This window comes from Oscillatoria nigro-viridis PCC 7112 (genome assembly GCF_000317475.1).
In the GTDB taxonomy this organism is placed as follows: Bacteria; Cyanobacteriota; Cyanobacteriia; order Cyanobacteriales; family Microcoleaceae; genus Microcoleus; species Microcoleus nigroviridis.
In genome coordinates, this window is sequence record NC_019729.1 from 5,084,237 (window position 1) to 5,104,444 (window position 20,208).

Consider the following 20,208-nt stretch of genomic DNA (forward strand, 5'->3'; position numbering starts at 1 on the left):
CTCTGATTCGCGCTGCTCGACAACCCTGAGACTGTTAGCTTTTGACTTCTACAGGATAATCTTAAAATTTACCAATTCCCCTTAATAGGTGAATTGTACCTCACCGCTCACCAAATGTTTAGTCTTTGACAAACTTCTTTGTTATTGTGCCATCACGGCGCTTTTGGTCTTTGTACCTGAGTGTCTTACTGGTTTTTCATGGGAGATTTAGACTAACTTACACCACAAAAAAAGTTTTTTGTCAAGACCTTCTGGTGCCATGTGTCAGCGACTGGAAAGGACATATTGCACCCAACTTTGACGCACCTGCTCGATTTAATCAACTTGGCGTCAACTTGGATTGCCCGATCGCGATGAATGTTGCCATCCAACGTGCGAGCGACATTATTGTTAATATTGACGATCGTACATCATTGGATTTTGGACAAGAATTTTAATCCCAACTCCCCATTTCAGTTTCACGATCCGAAAAATACGGTCATGACTATCCCTTGAAAGAGCATAAAAGCTAAGGGGAACATCCAGCGAAACTTTCGCATCATCCCAGAGGTGAAATCAGGATTTTTGTGATTGTTGAGCAAGAAATGTACGGTGACATTAGCCATGATCGACAAAAAGAAAAAGATATAACAGGTAAATATGTAGGTGTCTAGCAGAGTCAAGTAAGATAATCTAGGCAAAGCATTAGCAACAGTGAAGTTAAAAGTAATTGCCGTGAGGGTACTGGTCATCCCTACACTCATTTGAGTGGAAAAACCTGCGTTAGCATCGATCCAAAAAGTCGCCCAAGAAAGCAGCGTAATTAGCAGCAGGGGAATAAAGACTTTAAAGATGTAAAATTGGTAATTTCGCTTGAGTTTTAGCTCAAAAACGTACCGCGAATAGCTCTTATTTTCTACTTCAAATTTGTTAGTATTGACTGTACTGTTGAATCCGAGAATTTGCCATTCGGATAAAGAAAGGAAAGAATCTGTACTGTATCCAGTCAACTTGGAATTTGTTTTAAAAACTATACGTTGCTCATCAGAAGACAAAGATTCCAAAACAACCTTAGCTGTTTGCGAATCAAAGGGAAACTTTCTCAAATCTAAGTCAGAGGATATAGTGGCGTTAATAAGTTCTAAATAATTGACCGTACCGTCCGGCTGTGCGGTTAATTCCACCGTGCTTTTTTTGGCTGCTGATTGAGAATTGACAATCGTTAAAGCTGGTTCCCATATTTTTTCGGGACTGTAACGCATTTCCCGATCGCCAACTGCTTTCGGGTCAAATGCTAGACGCCGGTCTTGCCAAGTTGCGGACAAATAACCGCTGATATCAAAAGTCTCATCTGATTGATTGATGCGACCGAGGTTGGTGAGGTAGAAACCGACAGCAACTTCTGTTGGCTTGTCAGCGTTGGGAGGAGTTTTGAGGGCAGCTTTGGGAGTTTCTAGGGGCGGTGCTTTCGGGGCTGTGGCTGCGGTGGTTGACCTTGGTGCGGGTGCGGGGGAATTGGTGGGAGTATTTTGAGCTGCGACTGGGGAATAGGTAAAAAGGGCAGCAGTTAATGCTAAGCTCACCAGAGCTGAGATTGTCTGAGCTTTCAGTCGATTGTTGTTCATCTGATCGTATTCCTCGGACTAAGATGATTTTTTTTACAGTCGCTGAGCAGAATCGGCAGAGAAACCGGATTGTTAGCTATGGCGATTGAACTGCAATCAAGCAATTACCGGAATTAACGGGATTTCTACATCTAAGATGGTTTAAGTTAGATGTACTCTGCTCAAAATTACTGACGAAAATTCCTGATGCTGGATTGGGTTGTTGATTGTTGGCGGTAATTTTTGTAACACTACTGCATTGATTATTTGTACTAGGAGTTACGCAGAAATACCAAAGAAACCTGGTTTTTTACTCCTAATTAAAAGATCAAATGCAGTTTTTTTGTCACAAAACCCGGTTTTTGGGTAACTTTTATATATCACCGACACAATTTTTTGTCAACAGCCCTGGGGTGCTGTGTATCTTCTTTTCAGATCGATATACTTCCCAAGCTCTTGATCGTTTCTCATTAAATTTGTGAAGCCATCGAAAACATCTCTTAAAATATTTCCAATTTCAGCAACCCCAAATTAACCCACCCGTTCCGCCAACTCCAACCAGCGTTCAGTCGCCCGATCGATCTCCTGCGTCAACTGAGCCAAACGCTCCGATAACTTCTTCATCTCTGCAAACCCGCTCGGAGCATTGTTAGACAAAATCTTCTCAATGTCTTCTTTTTCAGCTTCCATCTTCGGAATTTGACTTTCTAATTGTTCGTATTCTCGCTTCTCGTTAAAGGAAACTTTTGTAGATTTTTGAGTGGAACTTGTGGATTTTGAATTGTGAGATTCAACGGTGCGCGTAAGTTTTTCTTTTTGTTTTTGCCCTGTTATTTCCTTGGCTTCTTCCGCTTTTTTGTAGTCTAAATACACCGAATAATTGCCGGGATACAAGCGCAAATTCCCGCCCGGTTCCAAGGCGAAAACCATGTCGATCGTGCGATCGAGAAAATAGCGATCGTGGGACACCACAATCACGCAGCCGTTAAAATCTTCGAGATAATCCTCCAAAACCGCCAAAGTCTGCACGTCTAAGTCGTTTGTCGGTTCGTCCAAAATCAGCACGTTGGGCGCACTCATCAGCACTTTCAACAGAAATAACCGGCGCTTTTCCCCGCCAGAAAGTTTGTTAATCGGTGCATACTGTTGGTTCGGTGGAAACAGAAACTTTTCCAACATTTGAGAAGCGGTAATGATTTCCCCGTCGGCCGTTTGCACCAACTCCGCCACACTTTTCAAGTATTCAATAACCCGCTGGTCTTCGTTCGGCGTCAAATCCTCTGAATGCTGGTCGAAATAACCGATATGAATGGTTGTACCGATTTCGACAGTACCCGAATCCGGCTGAATGCGTCCGGTGATGATATCCATCAGCGTCGATTTTCCCGCACCGTTGCAGCCAATAATTCCAATCCGGTCTTCGGGTGTGAAATTGTAGGTAAAATCTTTAATTAAAGTGCGATCGCCGTAAGCTTTACTGATATGCAGTAACTCAATTACCTTCTTACCAATCCGGCGGCCGGCTGTGGCAATTTCGACTTTGCCGTTGGCTGTTTTGAACTCCTGGGATCGCATATCTTTAATGCGATCGATCCGGGCTTTTTGCTTGGTACTGCGCGCCTTCGGCCCGCGTTTGAGCCATTCCAATTCGCGCCGCAATACACCCGCGTGTTTGCGAACACTGCTGGCGGCGGATTCTTCAGCTAAGGCTTTTTTCTCCAAATAATAAGCGTAATTGCCAGCATAATTGTAAAGGTCGCCGCGATCGATCTCCAGGATGCGATTGGTAACGCGATCGAGAAAATAGCGATCGTGCGTAATCAGCAGCAAAGCACCGCGATAGCCGTTCAAATAGTTCTGCAACCACTCTACAGACAGCGCATCCAAGTGGTTTGTCGGTTCATCCATCAGCAACACATCGGGTTCGGACAACAAAGCCGTTGCTAAGGCAATTCGCTTGCGGTAGCCGCCGGACAAGTCGGCAATTTTCGCATCAAAATCTTGAATTCCCAACTTAGTCAAAATCAATTTAGCCTTGGTTTCCAAATCCCACGCATCCACCTCATCAATGCGTTCAGACACTGCAGATAGCCGCGCCATCAACTTGTCTGTATCGCCTTTGCCGTGGGACAATTGATCGGAAATTTCCTCGTATTCTCGCACCAAAGCCATTTGTTCGCCGCTGTCAGCAAATACTTGCTCTAAAACAGTGTGATTTTCGTCCAAATCCGGCTGTTGGGGGAGATAGACAATTTTAGACCCAGGATTGACCCAGCGATCGCCAGAGTCGATCGACTCCAAGCCGGCAATCATTTTCAGCAGGGTTGATTTCCCGGAACCGTTAGTGCCGATGAGTCCGACTTTATCGCCTTCATCCAGGCTGAAACTGGCATCTGTCAAGAGTTCCTTGATGCCGAAGTCTTTTTTGATCGATCGCAGAGTAAAAATAGTCATGAGTATAGAAAGTCATTTACCTGACTTAGTTTAACGCAAGTTCGATCGAGTCCGGCTGCATGGATATGGTCTGTCGTTCCGATGGTAAGTCATTGTCGAGCGAGCGATCGAAAACCCAGATAGTTTGCCCCGCAGCAAAGCAGTGATTTTATGGCGATCCATTCCAAGGCGTTTTGCTGCTTCTATCTGGGTCTATCGATTTGAGATTTGAGTTTATTTAGCGTCTCATAGAGATTGTTTTCGACATTGATAACAGCCAATTATTGAGATATAGCAACTGTATTCAGCAACGGTTAGTAACCTGGAAAAAGTAGCGGTACAACTATCAATAAAATCTGAATTATAACTATTAGCCCCAGCGATAAACATACTGTTATCCCCGATACCCATGTAAATGTTGTCACCCAAGATTCGTGTAAAATCTGACTTAAAAACTGAATAAATAAAGCCCAAATAACGGGTACGAAAACCACCCATATATAAGTATTGATGAAAAGCAATAACTTCTTCCAACCATTCCATGATAAATCACTTGCTCTTGTTTCATACTCTTTTAATTTCTGCCCTGCGCTGGACAATTTAGATTTGTCTAAAGTTTTATTAATCGCATTAAGTAGATCGTCACGAAACGGCGTCTTTTCCAGAACTGCCATAGCATACTTTTCTGTTGGCTCGTTGCCAGTTACATATGTCTTTTTTGATGAGTTGTTTGGGTAGATAGTGTATCCCAAATTTTCGTATGGTTGTCTAAATGGTTGTCCTTGTTGATCGACTCTTCTGTTAAAAATATTCCACCAAGGTTGGTCGCTACGTTCTCCTTTAACTCCCTCTCTAAGGATACTCCCCACAATAAGTGCATCACTAGCAAATGCCTGTACTGTGTTGTCCTTTAGATCAGTTAAACCCTCAGCGCCACTATCAGAAGTAGCAATTTTAGATTGATTAATATCCTTTATACTCTGCAATACTTTTAAGGTTGTAGATTCTTTAACTACACTAATTGTAATCTTATTTAGCCCGCGAGCTCCTGAATTCAACTCCTCAGCCAATTCTTCTTTTAATAGAATCTTCACACCTGTTTCATAGAAAGGCTCAGAAAATTTAATACCTTGACCAGTTGGAAGCTCACCAGATGATATTGAATTTGGACCGCATTCAATATCAATTATACGTCTTTTCAAGCCATCATATCTAGGTGCAACGACTCCTTTATGTTGATTCACAATAGGAATATATATAACTTTGATTTGTTGACCATTACTAGCTAACTCCTTCTGTAGCTCTTTACCAAAAGTGCCGCAAAACCCTTCAGCAGAATTTGGTTTATGAATTTTATTTTCATAAAAAAGTCTAACAAAATTATTTTCAGGCAAAAATTGAGTAAAAAAATTTACATTAATCTTATTTCCGATCGGGTAAACAGAAGTCCTAACTCCCAGTTTGAGGGTATTAGGTAACTGAGTTGGCGAAGTTTGCGAAACAGCAGGAACATAACTCAAAATACAAGCAAGACACGCTAAAGCCAAAATTATCCCAAGTCGAAAATTTTTGACAACCGCAAGTACAGAACTCATAACAGGAGAGAATCCACCTCTAATGTGGACGATAATCTGCATTAGTGCGTTCATAAAATTGTGTTATTCCCAAAATAAGTGTTACTTAGATGACGATCTACTTGATTAGGTAGCGTCTCAGTCATTGCAAGGCAATTTACGTAGTAGAAAAGACAGACGGATTCAAAGCTGTTGATACAGCATCTGCTGCCGGAGTGATATCTGACAGCTTTTTCGTGCGTTGTCAGTAGTTATTCAACTACTATTACAATTGGATACACCGCTCTATTACATTATTCCGTACAAAACTCTAAATTAGATTCTGACGATCGCACGGAGCCGTTTAACTTCTAATTCACAACACAGTCGCCGCCGGATAAACTCACAATGAACCGCAAAAACACAGTTTTATTAGTAACATGAGTTTCAAGAATCAGATGCCCGCATTTGGGAATTATTTAGAGTAGATCGAACACAATAAACCATGCTTAAAAATACAATAACACAAATATCTAAAAAGCTGCTGGGCGGCGATCGAACCGCAATCCGGATGATTTACCCTCGATAATTCGGATATTTAAATCGCTACTTGACAAACAAAATTAGCCTTTCTATAGTAATAGATAAAGGGAGTATTCAAGCCGGATTTACGATCGCAGCAGGCTTGACGATCGCTCTTAACCACTTATTTTTCGCGACAGTGGCATTTTTTATTGTGCTTCGCCAGTGCGATCGCTATCTCTGCGATGCTTTTAAAACTAGGATAGGAAACCCTCGCTAGATCGCACCTAAATAGCAATCACTCTTGTCTTAGCGTCTGAATCAGATTCAGGTTTGGCAATTACCCGAATCTCCACATCACTACCAAGGGCGTTTAAGAACCGGAACAGGCGATCGATTGAAAACTCAGATAGTTTCCCACGCAGCAAATCAGTGATTTTAGGGCGATCGGTTCTCAGACGTTTTGCTGCTTCGAGCGGGATAAATTGATTTGAGGTTTGATACAGCGTATTCCAAGTTTATGAAGTACAGTAGCAGCAGCTTGTTAACCAGTTTTTGAAGTGCTTATTATTCACCAAATAAGCGTGCAGTAGCAATTAAAATATCAACCATCTTAGTAGTGGTTGGCGATAACTGACGTAAAAAAGCTTTCAGTTGTGACACCATAATTCTATCGGATTAAAGTCCGGAGAATACGGTGACAAATTGAGGATAGTGGCGCCGTTTCCGTTTCAATCAAGGGTTCAATCGCAAGGGTTCAATCGCCGCCCGTTTGTGGGCTGGGAGATTATTAATTAACTTCGACTGCACATTTTCATATAGTTCAAACGCCAATATTCCCAATATTCTGACAACGATGCTCTCCGGATATTTTTCTCCCATCTGGGTCAATTCAGTCCGGCGCGAGTTTAACACTCTTTTGGGGCTTCCCCTCTGTTTTCTGGGTTGAACGCGACCAGTCGTTTGTTTGTATTTTAAAATTGTTTGAACAAACCCCTTACTAACATCAAATCTGGCGGCTACTTTCCTAATTGATGTATCACCTTGTTCATAGATTTTAACTATTTTCTCACGCAACTCGATAGAATAGGGTTTCATTTTTTTCGCTTAGGTACTAAATATAATGTATTATATATACATGGAATTTGCTGTATAATCCGCGATCGAAAAACATCGCCGCATAACCGCAGCGCGCAATTTAGGGATGATTCACGCTGCGGTTATGCGGCAAATGCGATTGGCTTGATGCTGATAACCTGCCCTGTTTGGCGTGACTGCCGAGCCTGGTATATAACTCCCTCAAACGCTTGAAATCTAGTAGTTTGTGGGTGCAAACTGCCCTCATAGCCTATTGGTGCGATCGATCGACTTTATCTCATCCTACCGACTGGCGATCGGCAATAAACTTAGTTTATTCTTAATCACCTGTTAAAAGAAGAAAATTTAACGATCGCAGCCTTCGATATTTCACGGGTTTGAGGGTCTTCTTCAGCACCTTGACAGGGCTGGCGCTTATAACATAGAGTAGAATTTTTGCTCCATCCTAAGAGCGATCGAGTACATCCTAGGCTTGACATTGTAAATGTTTTGACTGTTGCTATAAGTTTGAGTTAAACGCATATTTTTATTTATGAAGTATAATCGATTTCAAGAATTAGATATGATGAGAGGCTTTGCTGCCTGCTGGGTAGTGGGGGTTCATTTTTGGTATTTCAATTTCTTGCCTCCTTTTTTTGGATACAGCCACTTTTTCGAGTATGCAAAAGTAGTAGGTCCAGCCTCGACGATTGCTAAGTTTTTTCCCCTACCCTTTAATAGGGTAGGCAATATAGTTTTTGATTTGGTGAATATATTTTTGTTGCTTGGATATCAGGGAGTTCATATTTTTTTCATTCTCAGTGGGTTTGGACTGGCTTATTCAAGAATTTTAAAACCTGATGAAAGCTGGATAAATTTTATGAGTAAAAAATTTTTCCGGATCTACCCTACCTACTGGATACTTTTAGCTGTATCTTTGATAATTCCTCGGTTAAGAGCGGATTTATTTTATGGCTACTTTGATTGGTGGTCATTTTGGAGAAGTTGGATAATTCTCGATAAAGCAATACCATTTTCTTGGTTTATGTTTCCACTAATTCAATTTTATTTGTGTTTCTTTTTGATATTTAAGTTTTTACAGAAAGTTTCTATCAAACATTTTATTTTAAGTTTTTTTATCCTTAAAGTTACCTATACATTTTTAGTTTTACTGTTAGGATTTAACCTGTTTAAACCAATATTGGGCGACATGACTTATCCCGGGTATTTAGCAATTTCAAGGTTATTTGAGTTTTGTTTAGGAATGGCAATGGCAAAGGTTTATGCAAGTAATCCTACTTTATTAATTAATTACCTAACTAAGCCAGTCACAATAGCCCTAGCAATAATTTTTGAAATGTTGGGTATTATGGGTTCCTTCACATTTTCCAATGAAATAAAATTTTTCGGCGTGATTTTACCTGTTGGACTGTCTTTTTATGATGCTTTCATTGGATTTGGCATATTTGTAAGTGTTTTTAATGTTTGTAGAAGTTTAATGAATTTTTCAGACTTGACAAGGAGATTTTTAACATGGATTTCTAATATTTCCTATGAACTATATTTGACGCAGTTTATAGGGTTAATTGTTATACCTAAATATTTTACTGTGGTTGTTCGAGGTGAACCTCCACTTTTGACGGCTACCCGTGCTATTTTACTTTATGTATTAATTATTGAAATTGGTATAGTTAATGCTTTTTTATTACAAAACCTAACAAACTCGATCACAAGTCGAGTTAGGTTAGCGATGGGTTCCTTTACCTCGGGCATAAAATAACCAAAATTAGTAGTTAATAATCACGTGTTATCAAAAACTAGAATTCTGAATTTGTTTATAGGCCTTTTAATTGCCCTCAGCCTAGAGTTGTTCATCGGAACGACAACTTTTGCTCAAAACATCGAAACAATTAAAATTTCCGGTACTGCTGCGGGTGTCAGCACTCGCTACATCGGTGCAGTCGAGGGCAATATCAATTTCGACATCAAAGATTTGCAAGATTTGGGAATTAATACCTACCGCATTTACGGCGGGATGTCCCGGTGGGAAGCTGAAGACGACGACGGTAAATACGGTTGGCCATCTATTGACGAAATTAAGACAAATCCAAATATAATTAATTGGGCGCATTGGGATCGGATTATGACTAATCCACCCCAGGGTAGCGATTATTGGTGGTCGGGACAACCCGGTACGGTTTGGCAAGGCAATGCCAAAACTATTTTTAATAGTCTTAAACAAGCAAATATTCGCCCGGTGGTGAGTATTCGGAATGTAGATAGTGGCTGGAAGCCGAGTTGGGCGCTGCAACTTAATCCGCCGCGCACAGGAGAAGATTGGAACGAGTGGTGGGAACACGTTTTTGCTACGGTTTATTGGCTGAATGTTCGCAATGATTACCGCGTTGATGATTGGGAAATTCACAACGAACCGGACAATCGCGATCGGGGTTGGGGCGGGACTAGGGCTGACTATTTTGAATTGGTTAAGGTGGCAAAAGATGCGATCGACTTTGTTTATAAAACTTATTTGCCCGATCGCACTTACCGCATTCACGGCCCGAAAACCGCAGGCGGCAGCAATTAGCCCGCTAGTGCTTTGCAGGAAATACCGAATTATTTCGATACAGTCAATGTCCACAACTACGATGCAGATATTTCTAACTACACCCGCAAAGTGCGCGGCTGGATGAACGGTACTGTCCGCGCTAACTCGCAACTTTGGGTAGGAGAATGGGGAACTTACGAAATTAGCTACGGCGATTTATCTTTAGCTTTAAATTTGATTAAGAATTTGATTCGAGGTTCCCAACCGGGGGATAATTATATTGATGGCAGTCACATATTCTGTTTGTACGACTGGGGAAAGCTGGGACTGGCGGAAGGTTTGCTAGGGGACGGGGGAAAACGGCGCGCGGGCTACTATGCTTTGCGGATGGGAATTAGGGCTTTGCAGGGCGGGAAAGCTACCTTTTTTCCTATCACTAACAGTTCGGATTTAATGGCAGTTGCAACTCTTGATGCTAGCAAGAATGTTTACTTGCTGGTTGTCAATGACCGAGCAACATCTTACACTGTTAATGCTGATATTTCGGAGCTGATAAAAACTGGTAATGGCACGGTGCGGGAGTTCAGTTCTCAAACAATGGATGAGGTTGTTGGTAGCTTAAGGCCCAAGGGCGGCAATGCGAGTTTTGCACTCGCAGGGAACAGCGCTATTCTCATCAAGTTCGATCGCCAGAATTGAAGCTCAAATCCTCTGGGTCATAATTGGGATAAGATAGAATTAGTTATGCTCAGAATTATTTATTTTCTGCGTGTTTAGCCCTGGAACCCTGGAACCCTGGAACCCTCTAACCCCTAATTGCACAGTTGCCATACCTAAGTCGTCCTGTTGTGATTCCCCTCCTGTCGCTGGTAAATTGGTAGGGTGCAGGTATCTTGCCTCAAACAGAATGCGAGCGAGAGTTCCGTTGAGGGGCAGAAAGTAGGGTGCAGTCCAGACAATCGTAGAAATTCTTGCTCGTAAACCCGCAGCAGTTAGGCTGGGCGAGGAATTACCCGCCCGCCTTCATGTCCGCCCTCTGGCAGATAGCATTGGTTCTGAAAGTCAGAAGCCGTCAATTATCAGGATATGGCACGGAATTAATTTTAAATGCCAATATGCTGGAAGTATGGGTGAGTTGAATCGTACAGAAACTTTGAGCGCGCTTGGAAATCTCGCGGGTAAAGCCTCTCAATCAACTTGCTGCCCGCTTTTCGGATTTTTCCAACAAATATCCTCTTATGTCCCCTGATGTTTATTCCCTCCCTCAGTCAGGTCATCAACCGCAATCCCCTCACTGTCACCCCTGAGACGCCCGTAGAAAAGGCGATCGAGCTGATGAGTAGCACAGGAGCCAGTTACGTCCTCGTGGTAGAACCGCGCGGGAATTCTCAACTCGGAAATCCCGCGAACGGGACTTCCCCACAATTGCGGGAACAGTCGGGTTTCTACAAGGGTGTACCGCACGCGGTACACGCAGGAGGCAACGGGCTGCGTCTCAACGGCTCAAAAGCTCCCGATGCGGGCGGCCAGACAGTGCTGGGGATTTTTACAACGCGAGATGTCGTACAGCTAAATTCGATCGGCGCTGCTTTGAGGGGATTTGCGATCGAGCAAATCATGATCAGAACCGTAACTGTAGCCCGAGAATCGGAAATTCCCGACTTTTTTGCCTTAGCAAATCTGCTGGAGAAAAATCAGATCGGCCATTTGCCCGTCGTCAGCGAGGCTGAAGAACTTGTCGGTTTAATTAGCTCTCAAAGCTTGGTGCAAATGTTGCAGGGAATTGGGGAATCGACACCAAAAGCAATTAGCAGCGGTTCGCCACCTGCGACTTTCGCGTTCCCTCCGCCGCTGCCAATTCTGCATCAGAAAGTAGAGCTACCTGCAAATTTAATTAAACTTTATCAAATCCCTCAAATAGCAGCCTCGCGAATAATTCACGCTCCTGCTAATTCTTCGGTTCGCTATTTGGCGCAACTGATGTTTAGACACAATGTTAGTTATGTATTAATCACTGAAACCCCCGATCAACACTCGACAGCAGCGGCTCACAATTCCAAATTTACAAATCCCAACATTCACAAACTGGTTGGGGTGGTAAGTTCGCGGGATATCGTGCAGTTGCAGGCCCTGGGAAGAGACTCTAACAAAATTAAAGCGGGAGCAATTTGCAGCAGTTCGCCGCCGCTGGTGCGATCGCACTCTACCCTCGAAGCAGCCGTCGCGCTGCTGCAAAAACACTACTGCCAGTTGCCTTTATTAGTCATCAACGAAACAAATCACCCGATCGGGATTATCAATCCTAAAACTATCCTTTTACAAGCGCTGGATTCAAAATCTCTGCATTCTGGCTTGATCGCTTTGCAGCGCCAGCTAGAATCTAGCCACGCTCAATACAAAAAACTCTCAGCAGAAATACAGCGAACGGCAGCAAATAGCCACGAGATGGCTGAAATTTCTCGCGACAGTTTCGTAGAGGGGTCAAATCTCCCCCCTGCTGTCAACAATCAGGGGATTTGGGACTGGAATCTCGAAACAGATGAGTTTTTTTATTCGGCGCGGTGGCAAGAAATGCTGGGCTACCAAGAAGGGGAAATCTCGAATCGCCGATCGGAATGGTGGAGTCGCATCCACCGAGATGATATTGACTCGGTAAAGGCAGCTTTAGAAGAACACTTCGCCCAAAAGACACCGGATTTTGCAGCAGAATATCGGATGTACTGTAAAGACGGCAGCACTATCTGGGTGCTGAACCGAGGTCAAGTTTTACGCAGCGCTACCGGCAAACCGCTGCGGGTAGTAGGAACTCATACAGATATTACTCTAAACAAGGAGTTTGAAGTCAAAAACCGCGATCGCGATCGAGAACAATTCCATCTATTTGACTCTTTGAAAGCAACAGTAATTTTCCACATAGATGTGGCGGGAGTTTGGAAATTTCTCAACCGCGCTTGGACGGAAATTACGAATTTTTCGGTTTCCGAAAGTTTGCAAACTAATTTTTTAGATTGGGTGCATCCAGATGAGCGCGAGCAATGTGCACATCTATTCGAGTCTTTGCTGTCCGGGAAGTCGGAATTTGAACGGCGAGAACTGCGATTTAAGTCCAAGCCTGGTTCGGAGAAAAACTCCTTGGGAATTCACAGTAATTCCGGCTTTGTTTCCGTGGAACTATTTGCCCAAGTCCGGCGGAATTCGCAAGGCGAAATAGCGGGAATTTTCGGGACTTTGCACGATGTCTGCAACCGCCTCGAAGGAGTGGAGGAACTGCGGGAAAGCGAGCGGGCAATTCGATCGCTCTACGAAGTAATGGTGAGCTCGGAAGGCTCTTTTGACGATCGAACGATCCGGTTGCTGGCAATGGGCTGCAGTCAGTTTGGGATGGATATCGGGCTGTTGGGCAGGGTTTTGGGCGATCGCTACGAAGTGATTGCGGCTTATGTACCGGAAGATTTTCCCTTTGGATTTGCTAAAGGAGACGGTTTTGCTTTGAGCAGAACCTTTGAGCGAGAGGTTTTGCGATCGAGCGAACCTATTTCTGTCGAATCAGCAGGCACTACTCAGTGGCGCAACCACCCCGCTTACAGCGTCCGCAAGTTGGAGGCTTTTGTGGGGACGAGGGTAATAGTGCAAGGGCGAGTTTTTGGCACTTTGAGCTTTACTTCCCGCACCACTAAATCTCCTTTTAAACCGCTGAATTTTGAAATTTTAAAGTTGATGGGCAATTACATCGGTGCAGAAATTGCCCGCGAAGAGCGAGAGCGAACTTTGCAACGTCAGTACCAGCGCGTTTTACTACTCAAACAAATTACTCAAAAAGTGCGATCGACCTTAGACACTCAAGAAATTTTTCAAACTACCGCCACCCAAATCGGCCGCGTATTTGGTGTCAATCGCTGTACAATTCACACCTATCTTTCCGAACCTTATCCCCACCTTCCTTGCGTCGCCGAATACTTAGAACCCGGTCACGAATCGGCTTTAGATTTAGAACTTTCTGTCACTTATAACCCCTACACAGAAAAACTCCTCGCTGAGGATATAGCCCTGGCATCTCCCGATGTGTTTGCCGATCCTTTGCTGGAATCTTCGGTGCCGATGTGCCGCCGCATCGGATTAAAATCTATGTTGGCTGTTCGCACTTCCTATCAAGGAGAACCGAATGGAATTATTACTTTGCACCAGTGCGATGCAACTCGCCAGTGGAATCCCGACGAAATTGAACTATTAGAAGATGTTGCCGCTCAAGTTGGAATTACCTTAGCTCAAGCACAACTCTTAGAAACGGAAGTTCAGCGACAGCGACAGTTAGCAGAGCAAAATGAAGCTTTGGAGCACGCGCGACAAGCGGCGGAAGTTGCTAACAGAGCTAAGAGCGAATTTTTAGCGACTATGAGTCACGAAATCCGCACTCCGATGAATGCGGTAATCGGGATGACGGGCTTGCTGCTGGATATGGAACTAACTCCAGAACAGCGGGATTTTGTGGAGACAATTCGTACCAGCGGCGATGCTTTGCTGACTATTATTAACGATATCCTCGACTTTTCCAAGATTGAATCTGGAAAATTGGATTTGGAACGCAGCCCCTTCGAGCTGCAAAACTGTATAGAAGAATCTCTGGAATTATTGGCTCCGAGAGCATCAGAAAAAGGTTTAGAGCTGGCTTACTTTATTGATGATTCTGTTCCGAAAAACATTTTAGGAGATGTCACGAGGCTGCGCCAAATTTTGGTAAATCTGCTGGGCAATGCAGTTAAGTTTACAGAATCTGGAGAAATTGTGGTGTGCTGTACGGCTAGGAAAATTGAACAGATAGCTGCTAATAGTTCGCCGGAAAAAATTAATATTCTAGAGCCACAACCGCTATTAATTAACCAGGGAGAGTTGGCACGCAGGAGACAATACGAGATTCAATTTGCTGTCCAAGATACGGGAATTGGCATTCCGCCAGACCGGATGGATCGCCTGTTTAAAGCTTTTTCGCAGGTGGATGCTTCGACAACGCGACATTACGGCGGGACGGGTTTGGGACTGGCTATCAGCCAGCGTTTGAGCGATATGATGGGCGGTACAATGTGGGTTGTCAGCCAGGTAAGTCCGGGAAGTTCTAAGTCTCAACCGGGAGTTTCTGCGATCGGACAAAGTATCGCTGGAAGGTCGCCTGCAGAATTTACTCCGCCGTCGATATCGGGTTCGGGTTCGATTTTTTATTTCACGGTGACTGCTGAAGCGAATGACATCCGGGCTGAGGAAAAAAGACCCGAATTTGCCGCTGGTAAGCGCTTGTTAATTGTTGAGCATCATGCCATTAACCGGCAAGTTTTGATCCGGCAGGCAGAGTCTTGGGGAATGATACCCGTGGCTGTAACTTCGGGTGCTGAGGCTTTGGAAATTATCAAAGGAAACTCGCCGCTCGATTTAGCTATTTTGGCGATGAATCTACCAGATATGGACGGTGTGGCTTTGGCTGTGGAGATTCGGAAATTTGAGCTGAGCAATTTGTCGGGCGACGATGGTATCAATCCGAATGTCATCAAAGTTAAAAACCCGCGCAAAATAGCACTACCTTTGGTGCTGTTTACTTATTTAAGTAAGGCAGAAGTGTGGAAAAAACTTGAAACTACAGAAGTACATTTTTCTGCTTTTTTAACTAAGCCTTTAAAACAGTCCCAGTTTTATAATGTGTTGCTGCAAGTTTTTGGATATGTTACTGGCAGAAGCGGCCGGGGAGAAGTTTCAAATGTGGTGACTGTGACTTCGGGATTGAAGTATTTTGAAAATTCTCAAGAACAGCACCGCGTGCAGCGGACGCCTGCTGTTTTGAGGCAGGTTGCGGCGAATTCAGCCGGACAGGATGCAACTAATTCTAGTCAGATTCGGATTTTGCTGGCTGAGGACAATGTGGTGAATCAAAAAGTCGCTACGCATTTACTCGACAGGATAGGATATCGGGCTGATATTGCGGCTAATGGGTTGGAGGTTTTGGAGGCCCTGAAGCGGCAATCTTACGATGTTGTGCTGATGGATGTGCAGATGCCGAACATGGATGGGTTGGAAGCGACGCGCCGCATTTGTCAGGAATGGCCGGCTAACAAGAAGCCGAGAATTATTGCGATGACTGCTAATGCGATGCAGGGCGATCGCGAAAAGTGTCTGGCAGCAGGTATGGACGATTATATTACTAAGCCGGTACGCCGGGAAGAGTTGGCGATCGCCTTGAGCAAATGCTCACCTCTGAATCGGGATGAATTGGATGCGGTTACTGAGCAAAACAATCAAGATATTTCTAATCGCATTGACAGTGATGCTGCGACATCTTCGAGCGTTCAACCGGGAGCCGATTCGCCGATTGATTTTCATATTTTGCAGAATCTCCGCGAGCTAGACGATGAGGAAGACCCAGATTTTTTGGGCGAGCTGATTAAGATATATTTGGTAGACGCACCGCAACATTTAGAAACTATTAAGGAGGCTATTTTTCTCGGAGATGCTGATAGTTTGAAGCTGGCTTCTCACACGCTGAAGTCGAGCAGCGCCAATTTAGGAGCCGTGTCTTTTTCTGCTGTTTGCAAGGAGTTGGAGTATATGGGTCGCCTGGCGGTTGAGTCTGGAGGGGAACAGGTTTTTGATGTGACTACGGCGCGCGATCGCCTGTTGGAAGCCCAAGCGGAGTGGGAAAAGGTGCGGGCGGCTTTTGAGACGGAATTGGAAACGGGGAAGTTGCGATCGCAAATAGGGTAATTTGTTATATCAATTCCGGTTTCACTCCTCCGGAATTGTTGACTGTTCACTGTTGACTGTTGACTGTTTGAACAATACCGATGCAACCGGAAACGATATTATTTGTTATTTGTCGGTTTTTGGCTGTTAGTTGTCAGTTTCAATAACCAATGCCCCATGCCCCATGCCCCATGCCCCATGCCCATATTTAACTTTCACCTAAATATGCTTTGCGAACAGTTTCATTTGACTGCAAATCGCTAGCACTACCTGCGACTACAACCTGACCAGTTTGGATGACATAACCGCGGTGGGCTACACTTAAAGCCATGCGGGCGTTTTGTTCCACCAGTAAAATAGTTGTTCCTTCAGCATTAATATCGCGGACGATCGCAAAAATTTGACTTACTAACATCGGTGCCAATCCCATACTCGGCTCGTCCAATAATAACAAGCGGGGGCGCGACATCAAAGCCCGGGCGATCGCCAACATTTGCTGTTCGCCGCCGCTGAGAGTTCCCCCTTTTTGACTAATTCTTTCTCGCAAACGAGGAAATAAATTTAATGCTTTTTCCATATCGGACTTGATACCGAGAGTATCGTTGCGGAGATAAGCACCCATTTCTAGGTTTTCTTGCACCGTCATTCGCGGAAAAATCAACCGCCCTTCGGGACTTTGAGAAATCCCCAAACGGACGATCGCCTCTGTAGATAGTGCTTCTAAAGGCTTTCCCTCAAATAATACAGTGCCTTGGCGCGGGCGCAGCAGTCCTTGAATCGTGCGGAGAGTGGTCGTTTTCCCCGCCCCGTTGCTGCCGATTAATGTCACAACTTCTCCCTGCGAGACTGTTAGCGATACTCCTTTGAGAGCGTGGATATTTCCGTAGTAGGTGTGAATGTCTTTAATTTCTAGCATCATTACTCTCTCTGCTTTGTGCTTTATTATATTATCCCGACTAATTATAAAATTTTATTGCATTTATTTAAAATCAAGCTTTTTTAGAGTAAGCAGTAATTTTACTTAGATCGACACCAGCCCTAGCTCCCCTACGATGTATTTTTAGTAGCTGTGGCGATCGACTTTACATAAGTTTTACTTAAACATAAGATTTCTTGACAGTAGCTTTACAAAAATCTCTAAGTAAATAGGTAGTATTAAGACGTAAGCGAAACCAACCGCTACAACTTACCCATAACAGCAATTAAAATTTTTCAATTTTCAAATTTAAGGAGATTTACCATGAAATTTAATCACAGTAGCGGAGCGATCGCATTTTTATTAGCAACTCCTTTAGTAACCAGCTTGAGTGTAGGTATTGCGCCCAGCAGTGCTGCCACAATAGCCGGTTCTGCAGCAGAAGTAGCGATTGACAACTTCAGTCACACCCCGACTTACACAGGTACATCTACTAACACTAACACTCAGACAATAGCTAATAGCGGTGCAGTCATTAGCCAAGCGAACGCTGAGGCATTTTTTATATCTAACTGTCACGAATTGCTGGCAGCAAATCTATCGCAAAGTGAAGTCATAGGCAGCGGAAATAACTATTCCGGTTTAGCCCAAAGTCAAGCAGCAGTGATCGGCGACTTCTTCATTGATGCCGAAGAAACTTTTTCCTTCACTTTTCAGACATTTTTAGCTCTTTTAACATCAGTTGACAACCCCCAATCCGAACGGGCCAGGGCAAATAGCAGTATATCTTTCTGGGTGATTAACACTGTTACTAACATTTTGTTAGACTCTTTTCAATTTGCCATCGGTTTAGACTCTTCTAGTGGCTTTTCTGCAAATGCCTTCGTTAGCAACAGCTTTAAACCCACACAAATTAACTTTAATTTTATGGCTGAAGAAAGTGCAGCAGCTAGCCTCCTGTATACTTCTGGGGTATATTCGCGGACATTCAACAGCGCCACTAACTTAAGGTTAGTAGAAGTTAAGAACAATATCGCAAATACAGAAGCAGAAGCAGAAGCAGTTCCCGAACCGAGCACAGTATTAGGTACTGCAATATTTTTAGGATTGTTTGTCAGGCAGAGAAAACACAAGAAAATAATGTCGGGAGTCAAATCAAAAGTTTAGGAAAAACCCCAAATGTTAATCGGTAGGCTGTGCGAGGTGCACATCCTATCGTTTCCGTTGAATTGCTCGTTATAAAATGCTGTCGCCCTGGGCTGGTTGATAAATATTATCGGTTTCAATGACAGATTTTTGTTGAAACCCGCCCTAATTTTATTAGGGTTAATTGGCCGGACATTATATCGCTTCTTCCGAGGATACACACTGCCCACCTGACCGATCTGTCGGCACACAATACCCATTATCCATGTCCATCTTCTTCTTTTCCCAAATAGGCCTCAATCACGCGAGGATCGGCGCGAACTTCGGCCGGAGTTCCCTCAGCAATTTTAGTACCGTACTCCATAACACTGACGCGATCGCTAATTCCCATCACCACCTTCATATCATGTTCAATCAGCAAAATACTCAAATCCAACTCATCGCGAATTCGGTAAATAAAGCGAGTTAAATCAGCCGTTTCGTTCGGGTTCATCCCGGCAGTCGGTTCGTCCAAAAGCAACACTTTCGGATCGGAAGCCAAAGCCCTGGCAATTTCCAATCTGCGCTGGTCGCCGTAGGAAAGGTTTTTTGCCAACTCCGAGGCTTTAGAAGCACCTAAACCGACAAAATCAAGCATAATCAAGGCTTTTTTCTTAGCTTCCCGCTCTTCTACAATCACAGCGGGAGGGCGGAGGATTGCACCCAACAAACCTGTTTTCAATCGGCAGTGTCTACCTACTAAAACATTATCCAGCACAGTCATGTTGTTAAACAAGCGGATATTTTGAAAAGTTCTAGCAATGCCGAAAGTAGTCAGGCGATCTGGCGGCAAACCCGTGATATTCTTCTGTTCCAAAAGCAACTGACCGCCACTCGGTTTGTAGATACCAGTCAGCATATTAAAAAAAGTAGTTTTGCCCGCGCCGTTGGGGCCGATCAAACTGGCGATCGAGCCTTTTTCCAAGGTTAAGCTAACCTGGTTGACGGCAGTCAAACCACCGAATCGCATTGTAAGTTGCTGTGCTTCTAATAGTGACATTTTGGTTGTGATTCCTAATATTAGTTAAGCTGTTAAAAAGTTGACCCTTCAGTTTTCGGACAAAAACACTGGAAAATTAAATGAGAGACAGTTCAGCTAAGGTTTAATATCTCTCCAGCGCCTAGCTTCGATGTGGTACTGTTGTAGCAATCGGTTAAAGTCTTCGGTATCAGTTGTTGCAATGATTACCTCTATTCCTATTCTCTTAATAATGACGGCTTGAGCGGCTATGATTAAGTCTGCATCGTAGGCTACATAAGAATTATTGTGTGCAAAAGCCCATAACTCAGCCGCTTCTTGCATTACGTTGCCCTCTTCGCAAGTAACTGGAAAATATGCAACTCCTTTTTTTGTGATTAGCGCATCTAGCCTTTCAATAGCTTTAAGAGCTTTTTGTTTCTCTTCGAGTCCAGATTTGCGATCGCGGATTCGTCTGATATGCTCGCGCCTTGCTTCATAGTTTACGATTTCGGATATAGCTATAGAATATTCTTTATTTATTAGCGTCTCTAACCATTCATTGCATTCAATTGCTTCTAGAATCGATTCTTTAACTTCGCTTTTAGCATTTTGAGCCAACCTAGTTTTGCTTTGCTCAACATCGGGATGTATGAGTTTTCCGAGGACACCCGTATCTAAAAAAATCAACGTACTCATGAATTAGGTTG

Annotated in this window: 16 protein-coding genes; 8 read left to right on the forward strand and 8 right to left on the reverse strand. The window is 43.7% G+C overall.

Annotation, left to right across the window (positions count from 1 at the left end):
* Positions 1-146: 146 nt before the first annotated feature.
* The gene (locus tag OSC7112_RS40055) at positions 147-437 is read left to right on the forward strand and encodes a hypothetical protein (protein WP_190274247.1); all 291 of its coding nucleotides are present in this window, start codon (positions 147-149) and stop codon (positions 435-437) included.
* A 21-nt stretch (positions 438-458) separates the two neighbouring features.
* On the opposite strand, the gene OSC7112_RS21305 is transcribed toward OSC7112_RS40055, so the two are convergent.
* From OSC7112_RS21305 to OSC7112_RS21315, 3 genes are all read right to left on the reverse strand, one after another.
* Entirely contained in the window at positions 459-1,604 is a 1,146-nt protein-coding gene (locus tag OSC7112_RS21305; protein ID WP_015177844.1) for a neurotransmitter-gated ion-channel ligand-binding protein, read from the reverse strand.
* Between the two features lie 510 nt (positions 1,605-2,114).
* Positions 2,115-4,037 (reverse strand): ABC-F family ATP-binding cassette domain-containing protein, encoded by a 1,923-nt coding sequence (locus OSC7112_RS21310; RefSeq protein ID WP_015177845.1) that lies wholly within the window; start codon positions 4,035-4,037, stop codon positions 2,115-2,117.
* A 293-nt stretch (positions 4,038-4,330) separates the two neighbouring features.
* Positions 4,331-5,665 (reverse strand): type 2 periplasmic-binding domain-containing protein, encoded by a 1,335-nt coding sequence (locus tag OSC7112_RS21315; RefSeq protein WP_041622668.1) that lies wholly within the window; start codon positions 5,663-5,665, stop codon positions 4,331-4,333.
* Between the two features lie 514 nt (positions 5,666-6,179).
* Here OSC7112_RS21315 and OSC7112_RS40060 point away from each other — a divergent pair.
* Positions 6,180-6,371, forward strand: a complete 192-nt coding sequence (locus tag OSC7112_RS40060) for a hypothetical protein (RefSeq protein WP_190274248.1) — start codon at positions 6,180-6,182, stop codon at positions 6,369-6,371.
* Positions 6,372-6,378: 7 nt separating this feature from the next.
* On the opposite strand, the gene OSC7112_RS37215 is transcribed toward OSC7112_RS40060, so the two are convergent.
* Together OSC7112_RS37215 and OSC7112_RS21320 are read right to left on the reverse strand one after the other, a co-directional pair.
* Positions 6,379-6,597, reverse strand: a complete 219-nt coding sequence (locus OSC7112_RS37215; protein WP_083888188.1) for a helix-turn-helix domain-containing protein — start codon at positions 6,595-6,597, stop codon at positions 6,379-6,381.
* Positions 6,598-6,826: 229 nt separating this feature from the next.
* Positions 6,827-7,189, reverse strand: a complete 363-nt coding sequence (locus tag OSC7112_RS21320; RefSeq protein WP_051041533.1) for a COG3415 family protein — start codon at positions 7,187-7,189, stop codon at positions 6,827-6,829.
* 532 nt (positions 7,190-7,721) lie between these two features.
* On the opposite strand from OSC7112_RS21320, the gene OSC7112_RS21325 reads away from it, so the two are divergent.
* From OSC7112_RS21325 to OSC7112_RS21340, 5 genes are all read left to right on the forward strand, one after another.
* On the forward strand, positions 7,722-8,948 hold the full coding sequence (locus OSC7112_RS21325; protein WP_015177847.1) for an acyltransferase family protein: 1,227 nt from the start codon (positions 7,722-7,724) through the stop codon (positions 8,946-8,948).
* Positions 8,949-8,972: 24 nt separating this feature from the next.
* On the forward strand, positions 8,973-9,755 hold the full coding sequence (locus OSC7112_RS21330; RefSeq protein WP_041622669.1) for a hypothetical protein: 783 nt from the start codon (positions 8,973-8,975) through the stop codon (positions 9,753-9,755).
* Between the two features lie 12 nt (positions 9,756-9,767).
* Positions 9,768-10,415, forward strand: coding sequence for a hypothetical protein (locus OSC7112_RS21335; protein ID WP_041622670.1), 648 nt, complete (start codon positions 9,768-9,770; stop codon positions 10,413-10,415).
* A 272-nt stretch (positions 10,416-10,687) separates the two neighbouring features.
* A complete protein-coding gene (locus OSC7112_RS40065) occupies positions 10,688-10,855 on the forward strand; it encodes a hypothetical protein (RefSeq protein ID WP_190274249.1) in 168 nt (55 codons plus the stop codon).
* A 109-nt stretch (positions 10,856-10,964) separates the two neighbouring features.
* Positions 10,965-16,460 (forward strand): response regulator, encoded by a 5,496-nt coding sequence (locus OSC7112_RS21340; protein ID WP_015177848.1) that lies wholly within the window; start codon positions 10,965-10,967, stop codon positions 16,458-16,460.
* A gap of 187 nt (positions 16,461-16,647) precedes the next feature.
* Here OSC7112_RS21340 and OSC7112_RS21345 read toward each other — a convergent pair whose 3' ends face one another.
* Positions 16,648-17,355: an ABC transporter ATP-binding protein gene (locus OSC7112_RS21345; protein WP_041623339.1), complete on the reverse strand. Its 708-nt coding sequence runs from the start codon at positions 17,353-17,355 to the stop codon at positions 16,648-16,650.
* A 324-nt stretch (positions 17,356-17,679) separates the two neighbouring features.
* On the opposite strand from OSC7112_RS21345, the gene OSC7112_RS21350 reads away from it, so the two are divergent.
* The gene (locus tag OSC7112_RS21350) at positions 17,680-18,522 is read left to right on the forward strand and encodes a PEP-CTERM sorting domain-containing protein (RefSeq protein WP_015177850.1); all 843 of its coding nucleotides are present in this window, start codon (positions 17,680-17,682) and stop codon (positions 18,520-18,522) included.
* A gap of 238 nt (positions 18,523-18,760) precedes the next feature.
* On the opposite strand, the gene OSC7112_RS21360 is transcribed toward OSC7112_RS21350, so the two are convergent.
* Together OSC7112_RS21360 and OSC7112_RS21365 are read right to left on the reverse strand one after the other, a co-directional pair.
* Positions 18,761-19,540 carry an ABC transporter ATP-binding protein gene (locus OSC7112_RS21360; RefSeq protein ID WP_015177852.1) on the reverse strand — a complete coding sequence of 260 codons (780 nt, stop codon included), beginning with the start codon at positions 19,538-19,540 and terminating at the stop codon, positions 18,761-18,763.
* Positions 19,541-19,636: 96 nt separating this feature from the next.
* Positions 19,637-20,197, reverse strand: a complete 561-nt coding sequence (locus OSC7112_RS21365) for a hypothetical protein (protein WP_015177853.1) — start codon at positions 20,195-20,197, stop codon at positions 19,637-19,639.
* Positions 20,198-20,208 lie beyond the last annotated feature (11 nt).